Source organism: Lysinibacillus parviboronicapiens (assembly GCF_003049575.1).
GTDB classification, from domain to species: domain Bacteria; phylum Bacillota; class Bacilli; order Bacillales_A; family Planococcaceae; genus Lysinibacillus; species Lysinibacillus parviboronicapiens.
The window spans coordinates 20,844-41,102 of the sequence record NZ_PYWI01000031.1 but is presented as its reverse complement, the minus strand read 5'-3'; the positions used below and the strand labels follow the sequence as shown (position 1 = coordinate 41,102).

21 protein-coding genes are annotated in these 20,259 nt (G+C 38.9%); 7 read left to right on the top strand and 14 right to left on the bottom strand.

The features are described 5' to 3' along the window. Positions 1–249 precede the first annotated feature (249 nt). From C9J35_RS19430 to C9J35_RS19400, 7 genes are read right to left on the bottom strand one after another with little or no spacing between them, the layout of a single operon-like run. The gene (locus C9J35_RS19430) at positions 250–609 is read right to left on the bottom strand and encodes a Na+/H+ antiporter subunit G (protein WP_054768509.1); all 360 of its coding nucleotides are present in this window, start codon (positions 607–609) and stop codon (positions 250–252) included. After that, the gene (locus C9J35_RS19425; protein ID WP_054768510.1) at positions 587–871 is read right to left on the bottom strand and encodes a Na(+)/H(+) antiporter subunit F1; all 285 of its coding nucleotides are present in this window, start codon (positions 869–871) and stop codon (positions 587–589) included. The genes C9J35_RS19430 and C9J35_RS19425 overlap by 23 nt, the downstream gene beginning before the upstream one ends. Next, positions 871–1,353, bottom strand: a complete 483-nt coding sequence (locus C9J35_RS19420) for a Na+/H+ antiporter subunit E (RefSeq protein ID WP_107926073.1) — start codon at positions 1,351–1,353, stop codon at positions 871–873. The genes C9J35_RS19425 and C9J35_RS19420 overlap by 1 nt, the downstream gene beginning before the upstream one ends. Next, positions 1,353–2,858: a Na+/H+ antiporter subunit D gene (locus C9J35_RS19415; RefSeq protein ID WP_107926071.1), complete on the bottom strand. Its 1,506-nt coding sequence runs from the start codon at positions 2,856–2,858 to the stop codon at positions 1,353–1,355. The genes C9J35_RS19420 and C9J35_RS19415 overlap by 1 nt, the downstream gene beginning before the upstream one ends. Beyond that, on the bottom strand, positions 2,851–3,189 hold the full coding sequence (locus C9J35_RS19410) for a Na(+)/H(+) antiporter subunit C (RefSeq protein ID WP_107926069.1): 339 nt from the start codon (positions 3,187–3,189) through the stop codon (positions 2,851–2,853). Before C9J35_RS19410 ends, C9J35_RS19415 begins: the two co-directional genes overlap by 8 nt. A 3-nt stretch (positions 3,190–3,192) precedes the next feature. After that, positions 3,193–3,615, bottom strand: coding sequence for a Na(+)/H(+) antiporter subunit B (locus tag C9J35_RS19405; protein WP_107926067.1), 423 nt, complete (start codon positions 3,613–3,615; stop codon positions 3,193–3,195). Next, positions 3,602–6,016: a Na+/H+ antiporter subunit A gene (locus C9J35_RS19400; protein ID WP_201262090.1), complete on the bottom strand. Its 2,415-nt coding sequence runs from the start codon at positions 6,014–6,016 to the stop codon at positions 3,602–3,604. Before C9J35_RS19400 ends, C9J35_RS19405 begins: the two co-directional genes overlap by 14 nt. Positions 6,017–6,503: 487 nt before the next feature. Here C9J35_RS19400 and C9J35_RS19395 point away from each other — a divergent pair, with 487 nt between their 5' ends. After that, complete coding sequence (locus C9J35_RS19395) at positions 6,504–7,190, top strand: adenine nucleotide alpha hydrolase family protein (RefSeq protein ID WP_054768511.1); 687 nt, start codon at positions 6,504–6,506, stop codon at positions 7,188–7,190. Between the two features lie 79 nt (positions 7,191–7,269). On the opposite strand, the gene C9J35_RS19390 is transcribed toward C9J35_RS19395, so the two are convergent. Continuing rightward, positions 7,270–8,478, bottom strand: a complete 1,209-nt coding sequence (locus C9J35_RS19390) for an MFS transporter (protein WP_107926065.1) — start codon at positions 8,476–8,478, stop codon at positions 7,270–7,272. Positions 8,479–8,586: 108 nt separating this feature from the next. On the opposite strand from C9J35_RS19390, the gene C9J35_RS19385 reads away from it, so the two are divergent. After that, the gene (locus C9J35_RS19385; RefSeq protein WP_107926063.1) at positions 8,587–9,306 is read left to right on the top strand and encodes a YetF domain-containing protein; all 720 of its coding nucleotides are present in this window, start codon (positions 8,587–8,589) and stop codon (positions 9,304–9,306) included. Between the two features lie 18 nt (positions 9,307–9,324). On the opposite strand, the gene C9J35_RS19380 is transcribed toward C9J35_RS19385, so the two are convergent. The 6 genes from C9J35_RS19380 to C9J35_RS19350 form a co-directional block, all read right to left on the bottom strand. Further along, positions 9,325–10,038: a CBS domain-containing protein gene (locus C9J35_RS19380; RefSeq protein ID WP_235616378.1), complete on the bottom strand. Its 714-nt coding sequence runs from the start codon at positions 10,036–10,038 to the stop codon at positions 9,325–9,327. A 652-nt stretch (positions 10,039–10,690) separates the two neighbouring features. Continuing rightward, complete coding sequence (locus C9J35_RS19370) at positions 10,691–11,473, bottom strand: ABC transporter permease (protein WP_054768513.1); 783 nt, start codon at positions 11,471–11,473, stop codon at positions 10,691–10,693. Then, a complete protein-coding gene (locus C9J35_RS19365; RefSeq protein ID WP_107926057.1) occupies positions 11,470–12,363 on the bottom strand; it encodes an ABC transporter ATP-binding protein in 894 nt (297 codons plus the stop codon). Before C9J35_RS19365 ends, C9J35_RS19370 begins: the two co-directional genes overlap by 4 nt. Next, entirely contained in the window at positions 12,360–12,563 is a 204-nt protein-coding gene (locus tag C9J35_RS19360; protein ID WP_107926055.1) for a PLDc N-terminal domain-containing protein, read from the bottom strand. The genes C9J35_RS19365 and C9J35_RS19360 overlap by 4 nt, the downstream gene beginning before the upstream one ends. 314 nt (positions 12,564–12,877) lie before the next feature. Next, positions 12,878–13,312: a protein-tyrosine phosphatase family protein gene (locus C9J35_RS19355; RefSeq protein WP_235616377.1), complete on the bottom strand. Its 435-nt coding sequence runs from the start codon at positions 13,310–13,312 to the stop codon at positions 12,878–12,880. 17 nt (positions 13,313–13,329) lie between these two features. After that, entirely contained in the window at positions 13,330–14,277 is a 948-nt protein-coding gene (locus tag C9J35_RS19350; RefSeq protein ID WP_054768516.1) for a carbohydrate kinase family protein, read from the bottom strand. Positions 14,278–14,455: 178 nt separating this feature from the next. On the opposite strand from C9J35_RS19350, the gene C9J35_RS19345 reads away from it, so the two are divergent. From C9J35_RS19345 to C9J35_RS19325, 5 genes are all read left to right on the top strand, one after another. Next, positions 14,456–15,019 (top strand): GNAT family N-acetyltransferase, encoded by a 564-nt coding sequence (locus C9J35_RS19345; RefSeq protein WP_107926053.1) that lies wholly within the window; start codon positions 14,456–14,458, stop codon positions 15,017–15,019. A gap of 18 nt (positions 15,020–15,037) precedes the next feature. Continuing rightward, complete coding sequence (locus tag C9J35_RS19340; RefSeq protein ID WP_107926051.1) at positions 15,038–15,955, top strand: EamA family transporter; 918 nt, start codon at positions 15,038–15,040, stop codon at positions 15,953–15,955. Positions 15,956–16,261: 306 nt separating this feature from the next. After that, positions 16,262–17,347, top strand: a complete 1,086-nt coding sequence (locus C9J35_RS19335; RefSeq protein WP_107926049.1) for an extracellular solute-binding protein — start codon at positions 16,262–16,264, stop codon at positions 17,345–17,347. Between the two features lie 88 nt (positions 17,348–17,435). Next, entirely contained in the window at positions 17,436–18,506 is a 1,071-nt protein-coding gene (locus C9J35_RS19330) for an ABC transporter ATP-binding protein (RefSeq protein ID WP_054768517.1), read from the top strand. 12 nt (positions 18,507–18,518) lie between these two features. Continuing rightward, positions 18,519–20,240, top strand: a complete 1,722-nt coding sequence (locus C9J35_RS19325) for an ABC transporter permease (protein WP_054768518.1) — start codon at positions 18,519–18,521, stop codon at positions 20,238–20,240. The last annotated feature ends 19 nt before the right edge of the window (positions 20,241–20,259 follow it).

Here is a 20,259-nt window from a genome sequence, read left to right as displayed (position 1 = left end):
AAGAGAGCATCTATGCTCGAAGAGTATGTTGGATACGGCAGTAATTTACCAAATATTAAAAATGAAAGAGAAAGAAAAATGACAAAAGCCATCGAGAGTGAACTTCTCGATGGCTTTTGTCTACAGTGTAAGAAACACGGACTTTACAAACGTTCACTTGTGTGAAAATTACAGAAAAAAGTTTCGGGATTGACCAGCATTCCCGAAACCTTTTGACTCCATTTTGAACAGACCCAAATAGGTCTGTGCTTATTTCTCATCTGAAAACAGTTTGGACTTCAGCTCATCCTCACCGGAGCCTTCTGCTAAAGGGACACGCGAGCGATAGGCAGCACGACAGATTAAATGTCCTGCTACAGGAGCCGTTACAAAGACAAACGTAATTCCTAAAATTAGGCGCACACTAACATAACCATCATGTACCCAAAAATATATAAATGTGCCCAAAAGACATGTTAAGACCGATAGTGTCGAACTTTTTGTTGCAGCATGTGAGCGCGTGTAAACATCTGGCAAACGAATCATCCCAAACGCACTAATAACACTAACAATTGAGCCTATCAGAATTAGGATGACCGCTGTCCATTCAATCATTTGATTTACGTTCAACAATCACACCTCTTTCTATATATTTCGTAAAGGCGATTGTGCCTATAAAGGCCAATATGCCTAAAATTAGTATTGCCTCTAAATAAGCCTTCGTTTGTAAGACAATCGAGACGATAGCGATTGACGAAAGAAGGTTGATACCAATCGTATCAAGTGCAATTGCACGGTCTGGCATCGATGGTCCTCGAATGACACGGTATAACGACAGTGCAATCGAAACACTAAATAATGCAAGTGCTAATAGTAAAACATTTTCAATCATTAGCGTGTCACCTCCATTATTGCTTGTTCAAACTTTCCTATTGAACGAATTACTGCGTCCTTAGATTGCTCAATATCCATTGCATGAATATAGAACAAATCACCCTCTTCGGAAACCTCCATTACGACAGATCCAGGTGTCAATGTTAGTAATAAGGCAAGTGCCGTTACTTCCCAGTCTCCTTTGAGCTCCGTTTTATACGTAAAAATACCCGGTGTAATATTCAACTTCGGTGTTGTAATTTGTCTTAACACACTGTAACTCGATAATAACAGCTCCCAATTAAAGAGCCATAATAATTTAATGGTTGAAAACACACGACGCAGATAAAACTGCGTACCATAAAAACGGTGCATCGCATATAAAATACCAATCCCCACAATAAAGCCCATTAAAAAAGTAGTAAATTGCGGTGTAATTTCATCCTGCAACAGCAACCAAAGTGTTGCAATGAACAAGTTCAATATAAATTGCATTGCCATTACTCATTCACCTCGCCTTGCCATTTTGCACCGTCTAGCACTGCATCTATATATATCGAAGGCGTATGTAGCGTTTCAGCTGCATCCGTAATATATGGTGATATCCACTCTGCCCCAATGCCTAAAGCAATTGTACAAAGCGCCAGCAATATAACTGGCAACTCTACTCGCCTCGGCAGTGGTTTTTCATCCTCTAGACTTATAATTGTTTCACCAAAGAATGAACTAAGGAAGATACGTAGTAGTGAATACAAGACAACTAAGCTCGATAAGAAACCAAGACCTAGCAGGACAAAGTTACCACCCTCAATAGCTCCTTGTCCAATTAATACCTTCCCTAAAAAACCACTTAATGGCGGAATTCCGGCTAGCGAACACATTACTATAAAGAACATCCAACCAAAGACGGGATAATTTCGAATGAGTCCACTCATTTTATCTATAACGGTCTCACCAGTAAGATATATCATCATGCCAACCGCTAAAAATAACATTGCCTTTGCCACCATATCGTGCATTAAATAGTACGTTACACCCTGTAATGCCGATTCCGTTCCAATGGCAAGTCCGGCTACTATAAAACCAACCCCAATAAGGACATTATAGGAAGCAATTGTTCGCACATCTCGACCAGCAAGTGCCCCCATACAACCCGCTATAATTGTTAATCCTGCCATAACACCGAGAACTGTATGTGTTACCTCTGTATTATTTGTGAATAACAATGTAAAAGTACGTACGAGTGCATAAATCCCAACTTTTGTTAAAAGGGCTGCAAATAATGCGGCAATAGCAGTTGGCGGTACACTATATGAACCTGGTAACCAGAAGAATAATAATAGACCTGCTTTCAAGCTAAAGACAATTAAGAAAATAAGTGCAACTGTCGTAATTAGTGGATCATTGCCCGTCTCCATAACACGTACTGAAATATGCGCCATATTTAACGTTCCAACCGTTCCATATAAAAACGCCAATGCTACTAGGAAAATCCATGATGCGACGATATTGATGAGCACATACTTCAACGCCTCACGTAGCTGAACTTTCTCACCGCCTAAAGCAATGAGCGCATAAGAAGCGAGTAGCATCACCTCGAAACATACAAACAAATTGAAAATATCACCCGTTAAAAATGAGCCATTGACCCCAGCTATCATCAGTAAGGCAAACGAATAAAAATACATTTTTTCATAACGTTCGCCTATCGTAAAGATTGCATATAGCAAACAAATTGCTGCAACAATATTGGCTACTAAAACCAATAGTACCGCAAAGGAGTCAGCCACAAATGAAATCCCAAATGGAGGGAGCCAGCCGCTGAAATCAATACGCATTACTCCCTGCACCTGAATCTCCATCAAAAGCACAATACTGATAATCGTTACAAAAACTAATGTTAATAAAGTGATGATGCGCTGTAATAAAACATTTTCACGCATAAATACGAGCAAGATGGCCGTAATGACCGGCACAATTAATGGTAAAACAATAATATTACTCATCCGGTGTACCTCTCAATTCATCAAAGTTTCCCGAACCATTTGTTTTATAGGCACGGTAGCCGAGAACGAGCACGAACGCCGTCACTGCAAAGCTAATAACTATCGCTGTTAAGATTAATGCCTGTGGAAGCGCATCTGTATACGGGCCCTCCGATTCACCAAGAAGTGGCACATCGCCTCTCTTCAGACCACCCATTGTTAAAATAAGTAAATGCGCTGCATGTGATAATACAGCCGTTCCTAAAATCACACGTAATAACTGCTTGGAGAGGATTAAGTATGTAGCCACAGCTACCAATACACCAACTAAAACTAGTATTAAAGACTCCATAGGCTACTCATCCTCACTTATACTTAAAATAATTGTTACAACTACGCCAACCACGGTTAATGCCACGCCAGCTTCAAATATAGTTACTGTCGAAAAGCCCATTTTCCCGAAAATCGGCACATCGATATAGGTATGGGTCTGCGTCAAAAATGGCACATCAAAAAATAATGAGCCAACTGCTGTTCCAGTCGCTAGCAATACCCCGAGCGCTGCTACTTTCTTAAAATCAAACGGCATCCCTTTGTGCACTGTTTCAATGTCATACGCCAAATAGAGCAGTACAATACCTGAAGCAAGTACAAGACCACCGATAAAACCACCACCTGGTGCATGGTGTCCCGCAAAGAATAAATACACACCTAGTGTCAAAATAATAAATACGACAGCCTTCGTAACAGTACGTAAAATAACATCATTGATTTTCATGATCTGCCTCCTCCTTTCGCGGCTTGAGTTTCGTCAGTGTATACACACCTAAGCCTGCAATAAGAAGAACTACAACTTCTAACATCGTATCAAATGCGCGGAAATCCCCTAAAATTGTATTAACAATATTCGAACCACCCGCTAACTCATAGGCATCATTAAAATACAATGACACTGGTTTGAATTTATCGTAATGCACAACCGCTAAGCCAACTAATGTCACTGTAGCGCCAACAAAAATGGAAAGGACTGCATTCGACCACTTCACTCTCTTACGGGCGATTTCAGGCATTACATCAGGTAAATATTTAAAGCTTAGGAGGAATAGTGCTGTTGTTACAGATTCAACGACTAATTGTGTCAATGCTAAATCAGGTGCGCGGAAAATCACAAAGAAGAACGCTATGGAATAACCAAGCACACCATTTAACAGCATGGCAGTTACACGACCTTTAGCGAAAAGCATCCAAACTGCCGCAAACATCATGACAAATACTAAAATTAACTCATACGACTCAACTGCTGAGTCCTGCGCAAAGTTAAATGCAAATGCTTCCGACCATATAAAGTACCCCGCTATAAGTGCCACAAAAAATACATAAATATAAACAAAATAATGTGTGAGATTGCCTGTCATATAACGCTTTGTAAGCTTTATTGAACTATTTTCGCCAAATTCAATCATACGATTATAATAGGTATTAAAGGCATATTTTTGAGAAAACACACGATATAGTGGTTTCCATTTATCGAATGTTTTAAATAAGATAACACCGACAATGACGACACCAAATGTCATCAGTAACTCAGCATTAAAGCCATGCCATGCATGGATATGTGGCGTTAATTCGCTTGCACTTGGGAATGTTGGGTAAATACTTGCCATGGCAGGCTCTAAAATATAATGTCCAAGTACGTTTGGAAAAAAGAAAATGCCAACAACAAACAGACATAGTACTATAGGTGAGATTAGCATCCCAACTGGCGCTTCATGCGGCTTCTTGTCTATCTTATCAGGCTTTAATTTTCCAAAAAATGTACGGCCAATTAAAATCATACTGTAAACAAAGGTGAATATACTTGCCACCCAAGCCAGTATTGGGAACAATAGCCCCATATCAGCAATTGAAAATGCTTCGACATCACGGATGGCTAGCACGGCAGTAAAAAACATCTCTTTACTAAGGAAACCATTAAATGGTGGTAGTCCAGCCATCGAAAAGCCGCCAATAACTGCAATTGTAAAGGTTACTGGCATCAATGCCATCAAACCACCTAGACGACGAACATCGCGTGTCCCAACTTCATGATCGACAATACCGACCATCATGAATAATGCCCCTTTAAACGTGGAGTGATTAATAAGATGGAACAGTGCCGCAAAACTTGCCTGTGTATAAAGAATTGAACTTTCTGCATATCCAAAATAATGTCCGACTGAGCCAAGCCCAAATAAACTCATAATTAACCCAAGCTGACTGACTGTCGAATAAGCCAGTAATGCCTTTAAATCTGTTTGTCGTACCGCATTGAATGAGCCCCAGAATAATGTTACAAGACCAACGCCACTTACTAACCAGAACCAGATTGCCTCTCCTCCAAACACAGGAGAAAAGCGAGCAACTATATAAATACCTGCCTTGACCATTGTCGCAGAGTGTAGATACGCACTAACAGGTGTTGGTGCCTCCATTGCGTCTGGCAACCAAATATGGAAGGGAAATTGTGCAGACTTCGTAAAAGCCCCCATTAAAATAAGTAATAATGCTGGAATAAACAATGTATGATCACGTATTACCTCTACGTTAGCCACAATTTCACGAATACTAAACGTTCCTGCTGAAACATAAAGCATCAGGAAACCTGCTAGCATTGCAAGTCCACCAAAAACAGTAATGGTCATAGCTTTTCGCGCACCAGCACGCGAAGCCTTACGATGATGCCAAAATGCAATTAGTAGGAACGACGATACACTCGTTAATTCCCAAAATGTATATAGCACCATTAAATTATCTGAAAAGACGACGCCAAGCATTGCGCCCATGAATAGTAATAAGTAGCAGTAAAAATGATGAAGTGATTCTTTCGTTGATAAATAAAAAATAGAGTATAAAATAACTAAACTACCTACACCTGTAATCAGCAAAGCGAAAATCATACTGAGTCCATCAAGGTATGTTGTGAAATTTATATCAAAAGAGGGAATCCACTCATATGTATGGATAAACACTTTACCCTCGGCAATTTGAGGAATATACCTAGCGAGTAAAAGAAACAATATGATTGGAACGGATAAAACAAACCAGCCAAGGTGTGCAACACGCCTTAGTCGCCTGTATAGCAGTGGAATAAGTGCAGCACAAACAAATGGGAAAAGTATCATAATGAGAACTGTAACCAAAGGAAGACCTCCTACTAACTGAACTAACATATCAGAATTTCTCTTAAAACGGGATTTATATCTCGTACTAATGGTGTTAAGATAATACTTCAAAACGAAGAGTAAGCGGGTGTTTAAACACCCGTAAGTACCCGATAAATTCAACTAATGATAATTTAAATGACGACAATCCCTATCGTTTAAAATTTCAATTTATCATGACACTTGACTATCTATTTAACTCACTGCATAATAATGTGGCATATAGAGGCAATTGGTTTACATGCACGTAATGCATATATCAAATAACTATAGAGCATGGAGATAAGCCTATTTCTTCAAGGGTTTTCCGATATATCGTAATTAACTTTTATACACTTTTAAGTATACATTATAAATGTGCATAATGCACTGTAACTGCATCGGTTTTAGCTGTTTTAGGATAATTTTTCGGAAATCGGCAGTACAAATAACAAAATAACAACAGGATAAGAGGTGTGATTTTTTTATGAAACATGTAAAAGGGAGATTAGACGAAAGTATTTTAGTTTGCGTTTATTACGGTCTCAATGGCGAGCGCCTAATTCGTCGCGGTCATAAAATGGCAACGATGCTCGATTGCCCACTCTATATTCTTTCAGTCGATTCACAACCCCTTGATGCATTTGACGTGGAGAAATCCAGTTACATTGATCAGTGGAAAGACCTATCGGAAGAACTTGAGGTTGAAAAATTCATTTTGTTAGACAATGAAAAACGTCCTATACAAAAGGTCATTGCTGAGGTGGCAAAGAATTATAGTATTTCACAAATTATCGTAGGTCAAAGTGCACAAAGTCGCTGGGAGGAAATTACAAAAGGCTCATTCCTGAACGTTCTTTTAAAAGAAGTACCTTTTGTTGACTTCCATATTGTTGCGGTTCAACGTCCTACTGAAGATGATGCCAATGATACATATGAAAAAGGTGTACGTGCTTACTTAATTAAAGAGAACGATGACTTTAAGGTGGCATTTACATGTCCTAAATATGTTTCAATCGAAGGTATTTTCTTCAAAGAAATCGGCACAGACTTTGACAACGGTATTTTCAAATTCACGTATAATGATAAAATGCATGAAGTTCATATTTCAGAGGGCTTCGTTATTGATAAGGGCAATCTTCCCGTAGAATTTTTATCACCGTTACGTCAATAAAGTAAAACAACACGCCCCTGTTATTGAGGGCGTGTTGTTTCGTCTATCCGTGACTTTTCTCATTCTATCCGTCTGAACCTTACAAAGGAGCTGAGGCTGGTTTATCCTTTGGTAAGAAAAACGCCACCAATAATAATAACGGCAATATCGAAACGACCATCATGGTAAAATCTATCCCCTTATGATCCATTAGCACACCAATTACCATCGCACCAATCGCTCCCATACCAAATGCAAAGCCTGTAGTTAAACCTGCCATAGTACCAATTTTAGAAGGTACTAGCTCTTGTGCATAGACAACCGTTACAGAGAAGCTAATCATAATAAGTGTCCCTATAATGACTAAGAATATCACCGCAGCCCATAATGGTACATAAGGCAGTGCTAAACAAAACGGCAGTGGTACCACAACGGATAATAGGATTACATTTTTTCTACCAATACGGTCTGATAAAGACCCCCCAAAAAATGTCCCAATGACCCCAAAAGCCATAAAAGTAAATATTAGAATTTGACCGAGACGTAAATTCACATCATAATGGTCCATCAAATAAAACACATAAAAGCTCGTAATATTTGTTGTATAAAATGATCGTGCAAAAATAATAGTAAATAATAATGTTAATGCAATGCCCACTTGTTTCTTTGTAAGTGGTGGTAAAGATGAAACTAGTGTTTTCTTTTTATTCGATGTCCGTTCTTGCTCTAGTTGCTTCTTATACCATTTGGCTATCTTACTTAATAAAAGTATACCGAACGTTGTTAATAGTAAAACAAACGCTGCTCCACGTTGCCCAAAAATGTCTAAAATATAAGCACTAATAAGCGGTGCAAGTGCTTGGCCAGAGTTTCCTCCAACTTGATAAATAGACTGTGCTAAACCTCTTTTAGAACCAGCAGCCATAAATGATACACGAGAGCCTTCTGGGTGAAAAATGGCTGAACCAAAGCCTAAAAATAATACAGCTATAATGATTACCCAGTATTGTGTTGTAAAGGCTAAAATGGCAATACCGATAAATGAACTAATCATACCGATTGGTAAAGCGTACGGCATCGGCTTTTTATCACTAACAAAACCAACAATCGGCTGTAAGGCAGATGCAAATATATTTAACACAAATGAAATGAGCCCGATTTGTGTAAAGGTTAAACCTAAATCACTCTTCAGAATCGGGAACATCGCCGGAATAACTGCCTGCATCGTATCATTGATAAGATGGGCAACACCAATAGCAATCATTATCGGATAGACAGGGTTGTTAAAATTCCCTATTTGTCTGTTCATAACCGTCATCACACTTTCTAAACTTTCTTATTGTTAGTGATTGTCGCATACAATCTCTCCTTTTGCACAAGCTATGCAACGACAGCTGTAAAAGGAGTTGATTAATGTATGGATAGTTTCTTTCATGCGAACTTTTGGGAAATGATTCTTCGTACTACACTTTCATTCTTTGCGTTACTTATTTTGGCCCGTATACTTGGTAAAAAGCAACTTGGGCAATTGACATTTTTCCATTACATCACAGGGATTACATTTGGATCGATTGCATCAGAAATAGCCTCACAGCACGAAACCCCTTTTTTAGATGGTATCATCTCTCTTATTTGGTGGAGTGTTTTAACTTATTTAATGACTATCATTACCATTAAATCGAAAAAAGCCCGTGTACTCGTTGATGACAAACCAACTATTGTTGTCCAAAATGGTCTTATTTTAGAATCAGGATTGAAGAAAAATCGGTTGCATATGGATGAGCTAACAATGATGCTACGGGAACAATCCATTTTTTCTGTTCAAGATGTGCAATATGCACTGCTTGAAACAAACGGTAAACTTAGCGTGCTACAAAGAACTTCTGAACAACCGGCTACGAAACAAGATGTTAAAGCCGATATTTCACCACCTACTTATTTGCCAACAGAAGTGGTATCAGATGGTCAGCTCATTTATGAAAATTTAGTTGAACTTGAATTAACCGAAGAATGGCTCATGAAAAAGCTAAAGAAACAAAATGTCCAATCGGTGGAAGATGTCTTTTTTGCTCAGGTTCAAACAACGGGCTCCTTATATATCAGCCTAAAAGACAAAGCGAGACAAGCAAGCCCTTAATAGCTTGTCCCGTTTTGCTTAATCTACTTTCATAATGTCTAAAGGTGTCACAATACCCATTAATTTTTGTTGTGCTTTTCCATGCTCCGTTATTAAAAGTGCCTCAAAACGGCGCCCCCGTTCGACCCCCTGCTTAAAAATCTCCTCAGCTTCATATATCGTTATGTATCGACTCACAAATTTGTAATTCACTCTATTTTTTTCATGCAATAATATGTCATGTAAGGTAGGTACCTGCTTTGGTATTTGATTTCCTCCCATCATCGTGGCAAGCCAGTTTGCAATCCCTACCGTTGTGATAAGACCTTTGAATTGATCTTTATGATACACCGGAAACTGTGTAAATTTACGAGTACGAATGACTTTTAATACATGCTTTAATGAGTCCCTTTCTTGAAAAACATGTACTTTTTTCCGAAACATTTGACCGACAAGTGTCGGCTTGGCAAGCGTAGCATCCATATATTCAATTCGTTCTACCACATCTACATGAGGTTCAGCGATTACATATTCCATGGACGTACGATGATGGACAATGGCATTGCGTAAATCTGCATAGGAACGTAAATCATCTTCATATTTACGGACTAATACATCCTTCTTCTTTGCTTGATCTATAAGACGGTAAAAAGGCATAAAATCCTTCGCACCAACGATATCCCGTAGCCTATGATCAATGCGATTAAAGGCTGTAAGAAACCGATCGGAATTTTGTGTAACCAATCTTGTCACCTATCTTCCTATTAAAATCTTATATTTTTGAGTTATTTGACAAATATCGAGTTATAGCTACATTATATTCCTAAGTTATGGATATTCCAAGAGGAGTAGTTAGCGTACGTCACACAAATCACGTTATTAGCTTTGACAGAACATTTATCTGTGCTGGAAGCATTGACAAAACTCGCTACAGACAATGTTGCAGATGGTGGAAAGCCGTACAGCGCCATTATCCTAAAAGATGGTGTACAGATTGCTAGCCCAGTGAATCTTTCGCATAAAATAAGACACCAAACTTATCAGATTGTATCTTATATGCAAGTGCACAGTCTTGCCTTATGTGCCACACAGCAGCAAAATGGGCAAAAATGTAACAAATTTATTATATTGTACAGCGGGAAAACATTCCTCAATCGATGCAGGCTTTATGGATGACTTCGCCATTGCCGGTAGACTCTCTATCCGACTCTCCTGTCAATCGATTATTCTCTCTGTCGGATAATGATTAACCATAACAGCAAAACCGAATGCAATAAGCGCACTCGGTTTTGTTTTCTAGAACAATCTACAATTCTGTAAACTCAGCGTGATAATAGAATCTGAATCGCAGTAATTAGTCTCTTCATTTCTATCTGCTTGTGCTCCGCCATTTAAAAAGCTTAGGTTAAATTTTTGTCATTGCTACATTTTTCTTCATTGTCAAAACGCCAATGTTCATACAAACTATCGTAATTACCAATGTAACAGCTAAACTCCACCAGTAATCAGACATCTCCATTGTGCCACGAATCAACTGTACGCCATATGTCGGAAGTTTCCATGGTGTTACTGTCCAAAATACGCCAACAAATGCAACCATAATTTGCCCAACAAAAATAATGACAAATGCACCTGCTGTTGCAACTACGGATGTAAATGTAGCACTCATCATCAACGTTACTGCAAATACAAATAATAGCCATACAAAATACGTGCCAATACTTGCTATCAAAGTAGCTCCTTCAAATGTTCCATATAACACAGCTATATAGTAAACACTTGCCGAATAACCAGCAACGATGCTAATGAAACCAACAGTGCTCATGACAACAAATTTACTCATAAAGTATGCGCGAAACGAAATTGGTCGCACATACATTAAGGTAGCCATTCCATTCGCTCGCTCTTTACTAATAGTACCGACAAACGAAGCCATCAGTACAAGGAGCCCAATCGTCTGAAACTGTCCAATTGACGCCTGCAATAAATCAGCGGGTCCCAATTCTGGCATTAACATTTCAAAACCTTCAGGTACATTACCGACAGCCGATAAAATATCCATCATGTAGTAGTTTGTCAAAGGATCAGTCATACCCAGCAGCGCGAAAACCAGTGGTATCCATAAAAACTTCCAACTACGCCAAGCCTCCCTAAATTCCTTTTGAAGAAGTACGCTAAAGCCATTCATACCCTTTTCGCCACCTTCATAAAAATTTCCTCCAGTGATGCCGTTTGCCGTGCTACTTTTCGTACGTTATAGGGACAAGCACTAAGTTGTTGCAGTAACTGCTGCATAGTCGGTTCTTCCTCCTGAATATCTACAAATACATAGCATCCTTGTGCTTTACCAAAAAGCTCTGAATGACTAGCAAAAAGTCGCGCCTCTTCTTCAGTACTAAATTCTACTACATAACGAGGCTCATCAAAACGTTGCCTCACCTCGCGCAATGTTCCTTGCTCCACAAGCTTTCCATCACGTAAAAATAATAATTGGTCTGTCATTTCTTCAGCATCATTTAAAATGTGCGTTGAATATAAAATTGTTGTCTCTTGTTGTAAACCTTTCAACAAATCTAAAACTTCTCTACGCCCAACTGGGTCTAATGCAGATACGGGTTCATCCAGTAAAAGTAATTTAGGCTTATGCACAATTGCCTGGGAAATACCAAGGCGTTGCTTCATACCACCTGAAAAAGTCGCGATTTTTTTATTTAAAGCGTTCTCTAGACCCACAAACTCTAGTGTTTTTTGAGCATCTACTTTTGCTTTTTTACTAGGCACACCATTTAGCCTCGCAGCCATTTCTGTAAACTCTAGTGCACTTAACCAAGGATGAAACTGCGGGTATTGTGGCAAAAAACCAATGTTTGCACGCAAATCTACACCTGATAGCTCTACGTTACCGATTGTTGGCTTTAATAAGCCCGTTAACATCGATAAAGTCGTTGTCTTACCTGCACCATTCGGTCCAATCAATGCTGTTGAGGTATATTCCTCTAACGTAAAACTGATTGCATCTACAACTGTTTTCTCTGCAAAGCGCTTTGTCAGCCCTGTTACCTGTAGTATTGTCGTCATGATTGCTTTCTCCCAACTATAAAGTAAGCAATTGGGCCAAGTAGATTGACAAACAGAATAATAAAAACCCATAAAATTTTCGGGCCATTCGTTTCATGAATTTTACGTAAATCGATAAGTGCTACTATCATTAAAATAATTTGAACCAGAATCAATGGCGCAATTACGGCCCAAGGAATTTTAGCTAACTCCTCCAACATACAAACCACCTCATTCTTTGTTATAATATAACTATAACAAACTTTGTTCTAATATGTATAGAACAAAAAAACTTCATGATAAAATCACTTGAGCATAGAATTTCTGTAAGTTTAAAGAAAAATACTTGCATCAACACCTACCACAAAAATTAGTTGGAGCCGTGCCTGCGTAAAGGGCGCTTGAAGCAGAAATCAACGGTTTCTTACTATTTTATTCAAAAAGAAAAAGACTGTAGGCCAACTCAAATTTCTTCGAAAGTTAGTCTACAGTCTGAAAAGATATACCAAAGCTAAGGTTGGTACCTCTTTTTGTTTTATTTATACAATTTCGTTAAAGCCTTCGCCATATTTGGTCGAATTGTTACTTGTGAACGGGCATTTTTCACAGCTTGCTCCGCTTCCTCTAAAGTACTCGCCAAGCCTAGCTCCATTAATACAGCCGTTGCTGCTACACCCGCTCGTCCGCCGCCACTACCGCAATGGAAGTATACCTTCTGACCGGCTTCATAGGTTGTAACAATTTCTTGTGCAACCTTTTCAATGGATGATGCCACTTCTTCTTCTTCATCTGCAATCGGTAAATGCTTGTACGTATAGTTCACTTTTACTTGTTCCTCAGTAGATAATCCATTAACCCGAACATCAATTACGACATCAACTGATTCATTTGCAAATGCCGCCTCTGCATCCTTTGCGCCACCAAAATAAAGCCGATCTTTTACTAACACATCATAGTTTTTTTCCATCATCTGCACGCTCCAAACTACTACTTTAACAAATGCTTTATATCATCATAGTATGGCAGAGCTGTTAATGCGCCTGCCTTTGTTGCTGCTAAGGCACCTAACTTATTGCCAAAACTAACACAGCGCACAAGCTCATCCTCAGTCGTTGGTAAGCCATTGTAATGTACATCTCGTAATACTCCCGCCATAAAGGCGTCACCTGCACCTGTTGTATCTACTGGCACAACCTTTTCTGTTGGTACATGGATAACCTCGCCGTTCAATACTGCGTATGTGCCCTCTTCACCTACTGTTACTAAAACGATGGGTACTAAATAACTGTCTAATTGCTGAATCCCTTCATCTATTGAAGTTGTTTCAGTTAAGAAAAACAGCTCATCATCCGTTACTTTTAAAATATCGACATTTTCGAAAAATGAAGTAATGGTCTCGCGGCAAATTTCTTCGCTGCTCCAACGTAATGGACGAATATTGGCGTCCATTGCGATTATTGCTCCTCTATCCTTCGCCATATCGACTGCAGAGCGAGTTGTTGTCAAGGCAGTAGGATGAAACATAGTACCTGAACACACAATTAATGCTGAAGCGTGTTTAAAAGCTGCTTCATTTAATTGGCTTGCCTCTACTTGTAAATCTGGTGTCTCATCAACATAGTCCTTGAAAATGCGCTCACATGCTTCTGTTAAATGTACATAAACCCCACTGACACGCTTCGCTGGGTCAAATACCGCATAATCTAGGCTTACCCCTTCTTTTACAAGGCCGTCTCGGACGAATTGCGAAGTTTCGTCATCTCCCGTTATTGTAATCAGTGCAGAGGGTGCACCGATACGGCTAATGCCAGCAGCTACGTTTACTGTCGCACCACCCATATATTTAGTAAAAGATGTGTTCGTTACATCATCTGCAATATAGTCAATAAAAGCGTCACCATAGACTAAAATAAAATCCTTATCTTCCTTTGTCATTGTTGTCCTCCCGAAAGTCTGTTCATTTTAGATTAACACGAAACTTGATTTCATATAAAGTTTTAAACTTTCGGAAAAATACTGAAAGATTCCTTCCATAAAGTAGTGAATATTTCAAAAGTTTGTGACATCCTCTATCTTTGTTATACTTGCCTATAGAAAGGTAGGGATTTTGAAGATGAGTATTTCAATTCGACAAGCGCAACCACAGGATGCCCATGCGGTTGTACCATTAATTATTGATGCTATTGGTGATATCGCAAACCGTTTAACTGGTGAACAAACACCAGAGGCTGTTGAGCAAGCACTTATAGTACTTTTCAAACGAGAAGATAACCGCCATTCCTATTTAAATACTTTTGTTGCTGTAGAACATGAACAGGTCTTAGGCATTCTTGTTTATTATAACGGTGCACAAGCCATTGACATGGACGTAAATCTTGTAAAGTGGCTTGAAGCAAAAAATGCGCCAAGTATTGTCATCGATAAAGAGGCTCATGAAGATGAATACTATATAGATACAGTTTGTGTGGCACCTGAGGCTCGTGGAAAAGGAATCGGCACATTATTATTACAATTTGCTGAAGAACAGACGAAAAAATATAATTTTAAAAAGTTATCATTAAATGTTGAAACGCAAAAAGAAGACGCTCGTCGTTTATATGAACGTATGGGATTTGTTATTACAGAGCCATGGTCTATAATCGACGAACCCTTTCATCATATGGTGAAACAGATTTAGGATGTGACATAAAATAGCATGAAAACTAATTTACTCTATCCTCTCTTGATAGTCATCGCATCAAGTAGCTACGGAATTCTATCAACAATCGTTAAAGTAGCAATGTTGCATGGCTTTACGTCAGCAGAGGCGGTATCTAGTCAATATATTATTGGCTTTATGTTGGTTGCGACTATCTTTATAGTTACGCAAAGACAGGTACCAAAGATTTCGAAAAAAGGCTTATTGATTATGGTTAGTGCCGGGATATTTACCGGTATTACAGGTATTGTGTATGGTGAATCATTGAAATATTTACCTGCATCTCTTGCAGTTGTAATGCTCTTCCAATTTACGTGGATTGGCTTATTGTTGGATTGTGCACTTCATAAACGTTGGCCAAGTCGACCTGAAGTGATTTCCCTCATTGTCCTATTTGCTGGGACAATTTTAGCTGCTGGTATATTGAATGTAGATTTAAGCGGTATTGCGATTCAAGGTTGGATATTCGGCTTTGCTGCTGCATTTACTTTTGCTTGCTTTATTCAGTTTAACTCTCGCCCTGTTGAAGGTGTGACAACCACAGCGCGTGTATTGATTGTTTCCTTCGTTGCACTCATCATGATTAGTATTTTCTTAAGTCCTGAAATTGCATGGAACGGAAAATTATTTACTGAAGGTTTATGGAAGTTTGGACTAGCTCTCGGACTTTTCGGTATTATTTTACCGATTTATTTATTTTCTATTGCTGTGCCAAAAGTTGGTGGGGGCCTTGCCTCCATTTTAAGTGCAATCGAATTACCTGTTGCTGTGACAGTTTCCGTAATTGTTTTACATGAACCGCTCACCTTTTTACAAGTAATCGGTATTGTTCTTGTCATTTTAGGTATGATGCTTCCGACAATACTTGCTCAGCTACGTCACAAGAAAAGTACTTTTGAGCCTGGAAGCGCCTGATTAACATTAAAGTTCAAAAAGTGATTGTAAATCAGGCAGTGACTTTCGTAGGAAGATTAAAATAAACTTGGGTGTGGGGTTTCATATCCCTTTCATTGTCAGAAATACAAAACTCCTTAAAAGTGGAAATTCCCATTTTTAAGGAGTTTTTTGACATTTTTTTAAATTCCATTGATAACCATTATTTACTTAGTTTAAGATGATTATAATGTTAGAATTTTTTTAATTATTCTAACATTAATGTTCTTTGTAAGTATTATACTGCAATATGTAAGCTACTCACTACGTAGAAAGGGGAAGATGATTATGAAAAAAATGCGTTTTTTCAGTTACTTATTTGTATTGATGGTCATTATGTTAGCGGCTTGTAGTAACGACGACAAAAAGGCGACAACAAACGATGCAACAAATGGCGACAAAGCAGATGTAGAAACATCTCCGTCAGGTAAGCTTGTGATCTACACAGGGCGTGATGAGGAAATGGTGCAAGACGTAATCGATCAGTTTAATGAGAAGTACCCGGATATTGAAGTGGAGTTTTTAACAATGGGCGCGCAGCAAATCTTAGAGCGACTACGAGGCGAAAAAGCCAACCCTCAGGCAGATTTTTGGTGGGGAGGCACACAGTCAGCACTAATTGTTGGTGCAAATGAAGATTTACTACACGCCTGGAAACCAAGCTTTAACGATGCAATTGATGCTAATCATACAGACGCAGAAGGTCGTTGGTTCGGTGAAATGTTATTACCAGAAGTAATTATGATTAATAGTGATTTACTAACTCAAGAAACCGGCCCACAGGATTGGGACGATTTACTGGATCAAAAGTGGAAAGATCAAATCTTAATTCGAGGTGTATTAGCCTCTGGGACGATGCGTACAATCTATTCTTCCATGATTGTACGACAAGGTGCGGAGTCACCTGAGAAAGGCTATGATTGGTTACTAAAATTAGATGCCAATACGAAAGAATATACACAAGATCCAAATGCACTTTACTTAAAGCTAACGCGCCAAGAAGGTAGCATTTCCTTATGGAATTTGCAAGATATTTTGCTAAAGAAATATACGACCGACTATCCATTTGATTATATTTATCCAAAGAGTGGCGCTCCTATTTTAGTAGATGGTGTTGCTGTCGTAAAAAATGCGAAAAATGTGGAAAACGCTCAACTATTCGTAGAGTTTTTATTTGAAAAAGAAATGGTAACGAAATTAGCCAATGATTACTACCAAATCCCAACGCGCTCAGATATCGACAAAGCAACAATGCCTGAATGGTATCAGGACTTAGATTTAAAAACATTTGATATTGATTGGCAACTTATGTCTGATAAAGAAGTTGAGTGGATGGAGCATTGGGATACGAATATTAAAGGCCGTGGGAAATAGTAAATAAATGACGTTTTTAGAGCCTCGAGTAATTTTTTGCTCGAGGTTTCCTGTACAACTAGTTGTTAGTGAGAGAGGAGCATTGCATATGAAAAGTGTCAAAATCGAAAATGTCTCGAAGCAATTTGGCCAAGTGCATGGTGTAAAGGATTTAAACCTTACTATTAAAGCCGGTGAATTTTTCACTTTCCTCGGCCCTAGCGGTTGTGGAAAAACGACAACACTACGCATGATTGCTGGCTTTTATTACCCAACTGAAGGAAAAGTTCTTTTCGATGATCGAGACGTGACATTACTTCAGCCAAATAAACGCAATATCGGTATGGTGTTTCAAAACTATGCTCTCTTTCCACATATGACCGTAGATGAAAATATTGCTTTTGGTTTACAAGTACGAAAACTTTCGAAAACTGAGATAACGCAAAAAGTTGATCGAATTCGCGGACTTGTACATTTAGAACAATATGGTAGACGTAAAATCAATGAGTTATCTGGCGGTCAACAGCAACGTGTTGCGTTAGCACGAGCACTTGTTATTGAACCAGACATTCTATTACTCGACGAACCTTTGTCCAATTTAGATGCTAAATTACGTGAGGAAACACGTATTGAAATAAAGCGTATTCAAACGGAACTCGGTGTCACAACAATTTATGTCACGCATGACCAAATGGAAGCGATGGCCATGTCTGATCGCATTATGGTGATGGAACAGGGCATTATTAAACAAATTGGTACACCGCAGGAAATTTATAATCGTCCATTGAACCGCTTCGTTGCTGACTTTATTGGCGAAACAAATCTAATTGAAGCTACAATAGAATCCATTAATGGCGATGACATACAGGCAAAAACGGTGAATGGACTAAATTTTATTGGGCGAAAGCAACACAGCTCCCCTACTTTAACGCATATGATTGGAGACAAAGTGTTTATATCTATTCGTCCTGAATCCGTTAACCTAGGTCCTGGTGAAAACAAACTTATTGGTAAAATCTCTTTTGTCGAATTTACGGGTATTAGTGTAAATTACATTGTCGATTTTACGGAATTTTCACTGAAAGTCATGATTATCAATACGAACGGCCAGTTAAAACAAATTGGCGAAGACATCACCTTGCACATTGCGCAAGATTCACTGTACTTCTTAGGGGAATAGGAGGGGACCACTATGGAAAAACCGCCTGTCGATTCTTATCAAGATAATGCATGGGTAAGACTAACCCAATCTAAATGGTTTGTGTATATTTTAATTTCACCATTATTTTTAGTGTTGTTCGCCTATGTGGTGTATCCCTTCTATCAAACTTTTATTCAAAGCTTTACTGGCGACGATGCGCTCTCTCATTATAAAAAGTTTTTCAGTCTAGCAAGTCCTGCTAACCTCGAGGCACTGTGGACTAGTTTATATATATCTATCATCAGTGTTATTTGTTGTGCAATTGTCGGCGTGACCATGGCCTTTTTGTTGGAACGCTATGATTTTCCAGGTAGACGTTTGCTCGCTATTTTAGTACTGGTGCCCATGGCGCTTCCCCCACTTGTAGGTGTACTTTCTTTTACATTCTTGTACGGGGATAGTGGTATCTTCCCTCGAGCACTCCAGCATCTTTTTGGTCTAGATCAAGTCCCTTTTTCGTTAAATGGTATCATGGGCGTTATCGTTGTGCATACATTCACCATGTACACATACTTCTACTTAACCGCTTCCGCCGCCATAAAAGGATTAGATCCTTCGCTAGAGGAAGCAGCTACTAGCTTAGGTGCTGGGCGTATCCGTGTATGGACAAAGGTTATTTTACCTATGTTAACACCTTCAATTGTTGCCTCTGCGCTACTTGTCTTTATGATCTCTATGGCATCCTATACAGCACCTCTAATGTTTGGCGTAGAACGCACGATGACCATGCAAATATACTTATCACGCACGAATGGTAATTTGGAGATGGCAGCTACTCAGTCCATGATTTTATCTTTCGTGTCTATCACATTTTTAATCATTATGCGTTGGTATCAAAACCGCCGCAATTATCAAAACTTGAGCAAAGGCATTAGCGTACATCGTTCTGAAGTATCCTCTAAAGGCATGAAAATCTTAGCAACTATTGCATCTTTTGTAGGCACGCTAATTTTAATCTTGCCGATTTTAGTCCTGATTTTAATTTCTTTCTCGGTCGATGGTGCTTGGAAAACACAAATCTTACCGACAGACTATACCATTGATCATTATATTGCACTCTTTACGGATGAACGGACATGGCGACCAATTTGGAATTCTATTCAAATGGGGGTTGTTGCAACGCTCGGCAATATACTATTTGGAGTCGCGGCCGCCTACGCAATGGTGCGTTTGAATTTCAAAGGAAAAACATTGCTCGATATTTTGATTATGGTTCCTTGGGCATTACCCGGAACAGTTGTAGCTGTCAATTTAATCGCTGCCTTTAGTACAGAAAATATTTTCGCCTTTAATCAGGTGCTTATTGGGACATTTTGGATTTTACCTTTAGCATACTTTATTAGACATTTACCGCTAGTTTTCAGGTCGACCTCAGCGTCTCTTGTACAATTAGATCAATCTATCGAAGAGGCAGCACGGAGCCTAGGTGCTACTTGGCTATATACATTTAGGCGCATCGTTATACCGCTAACGTTTACGGGTATTTTAGCAGGAACATTGTTAGCACTTGTCCAAAGTTTAGGTGAATTCGTAGCATCTATTCTTATATACAGTTCTTCCACAATTCCGCTGTCAGTCGCGATATTTCAAAAGTTATATGCGTTTAAGTTTGGAACAGCCTGTGCCTATGGCGTCTTACAAATTTGCTTAATTTTAATTGTTCTTATTATTTCTGAAAAGCTATCAAAAGGCAGTGCTGGCTCAGCTATTTAACTGTCAATCTATTAGGAGG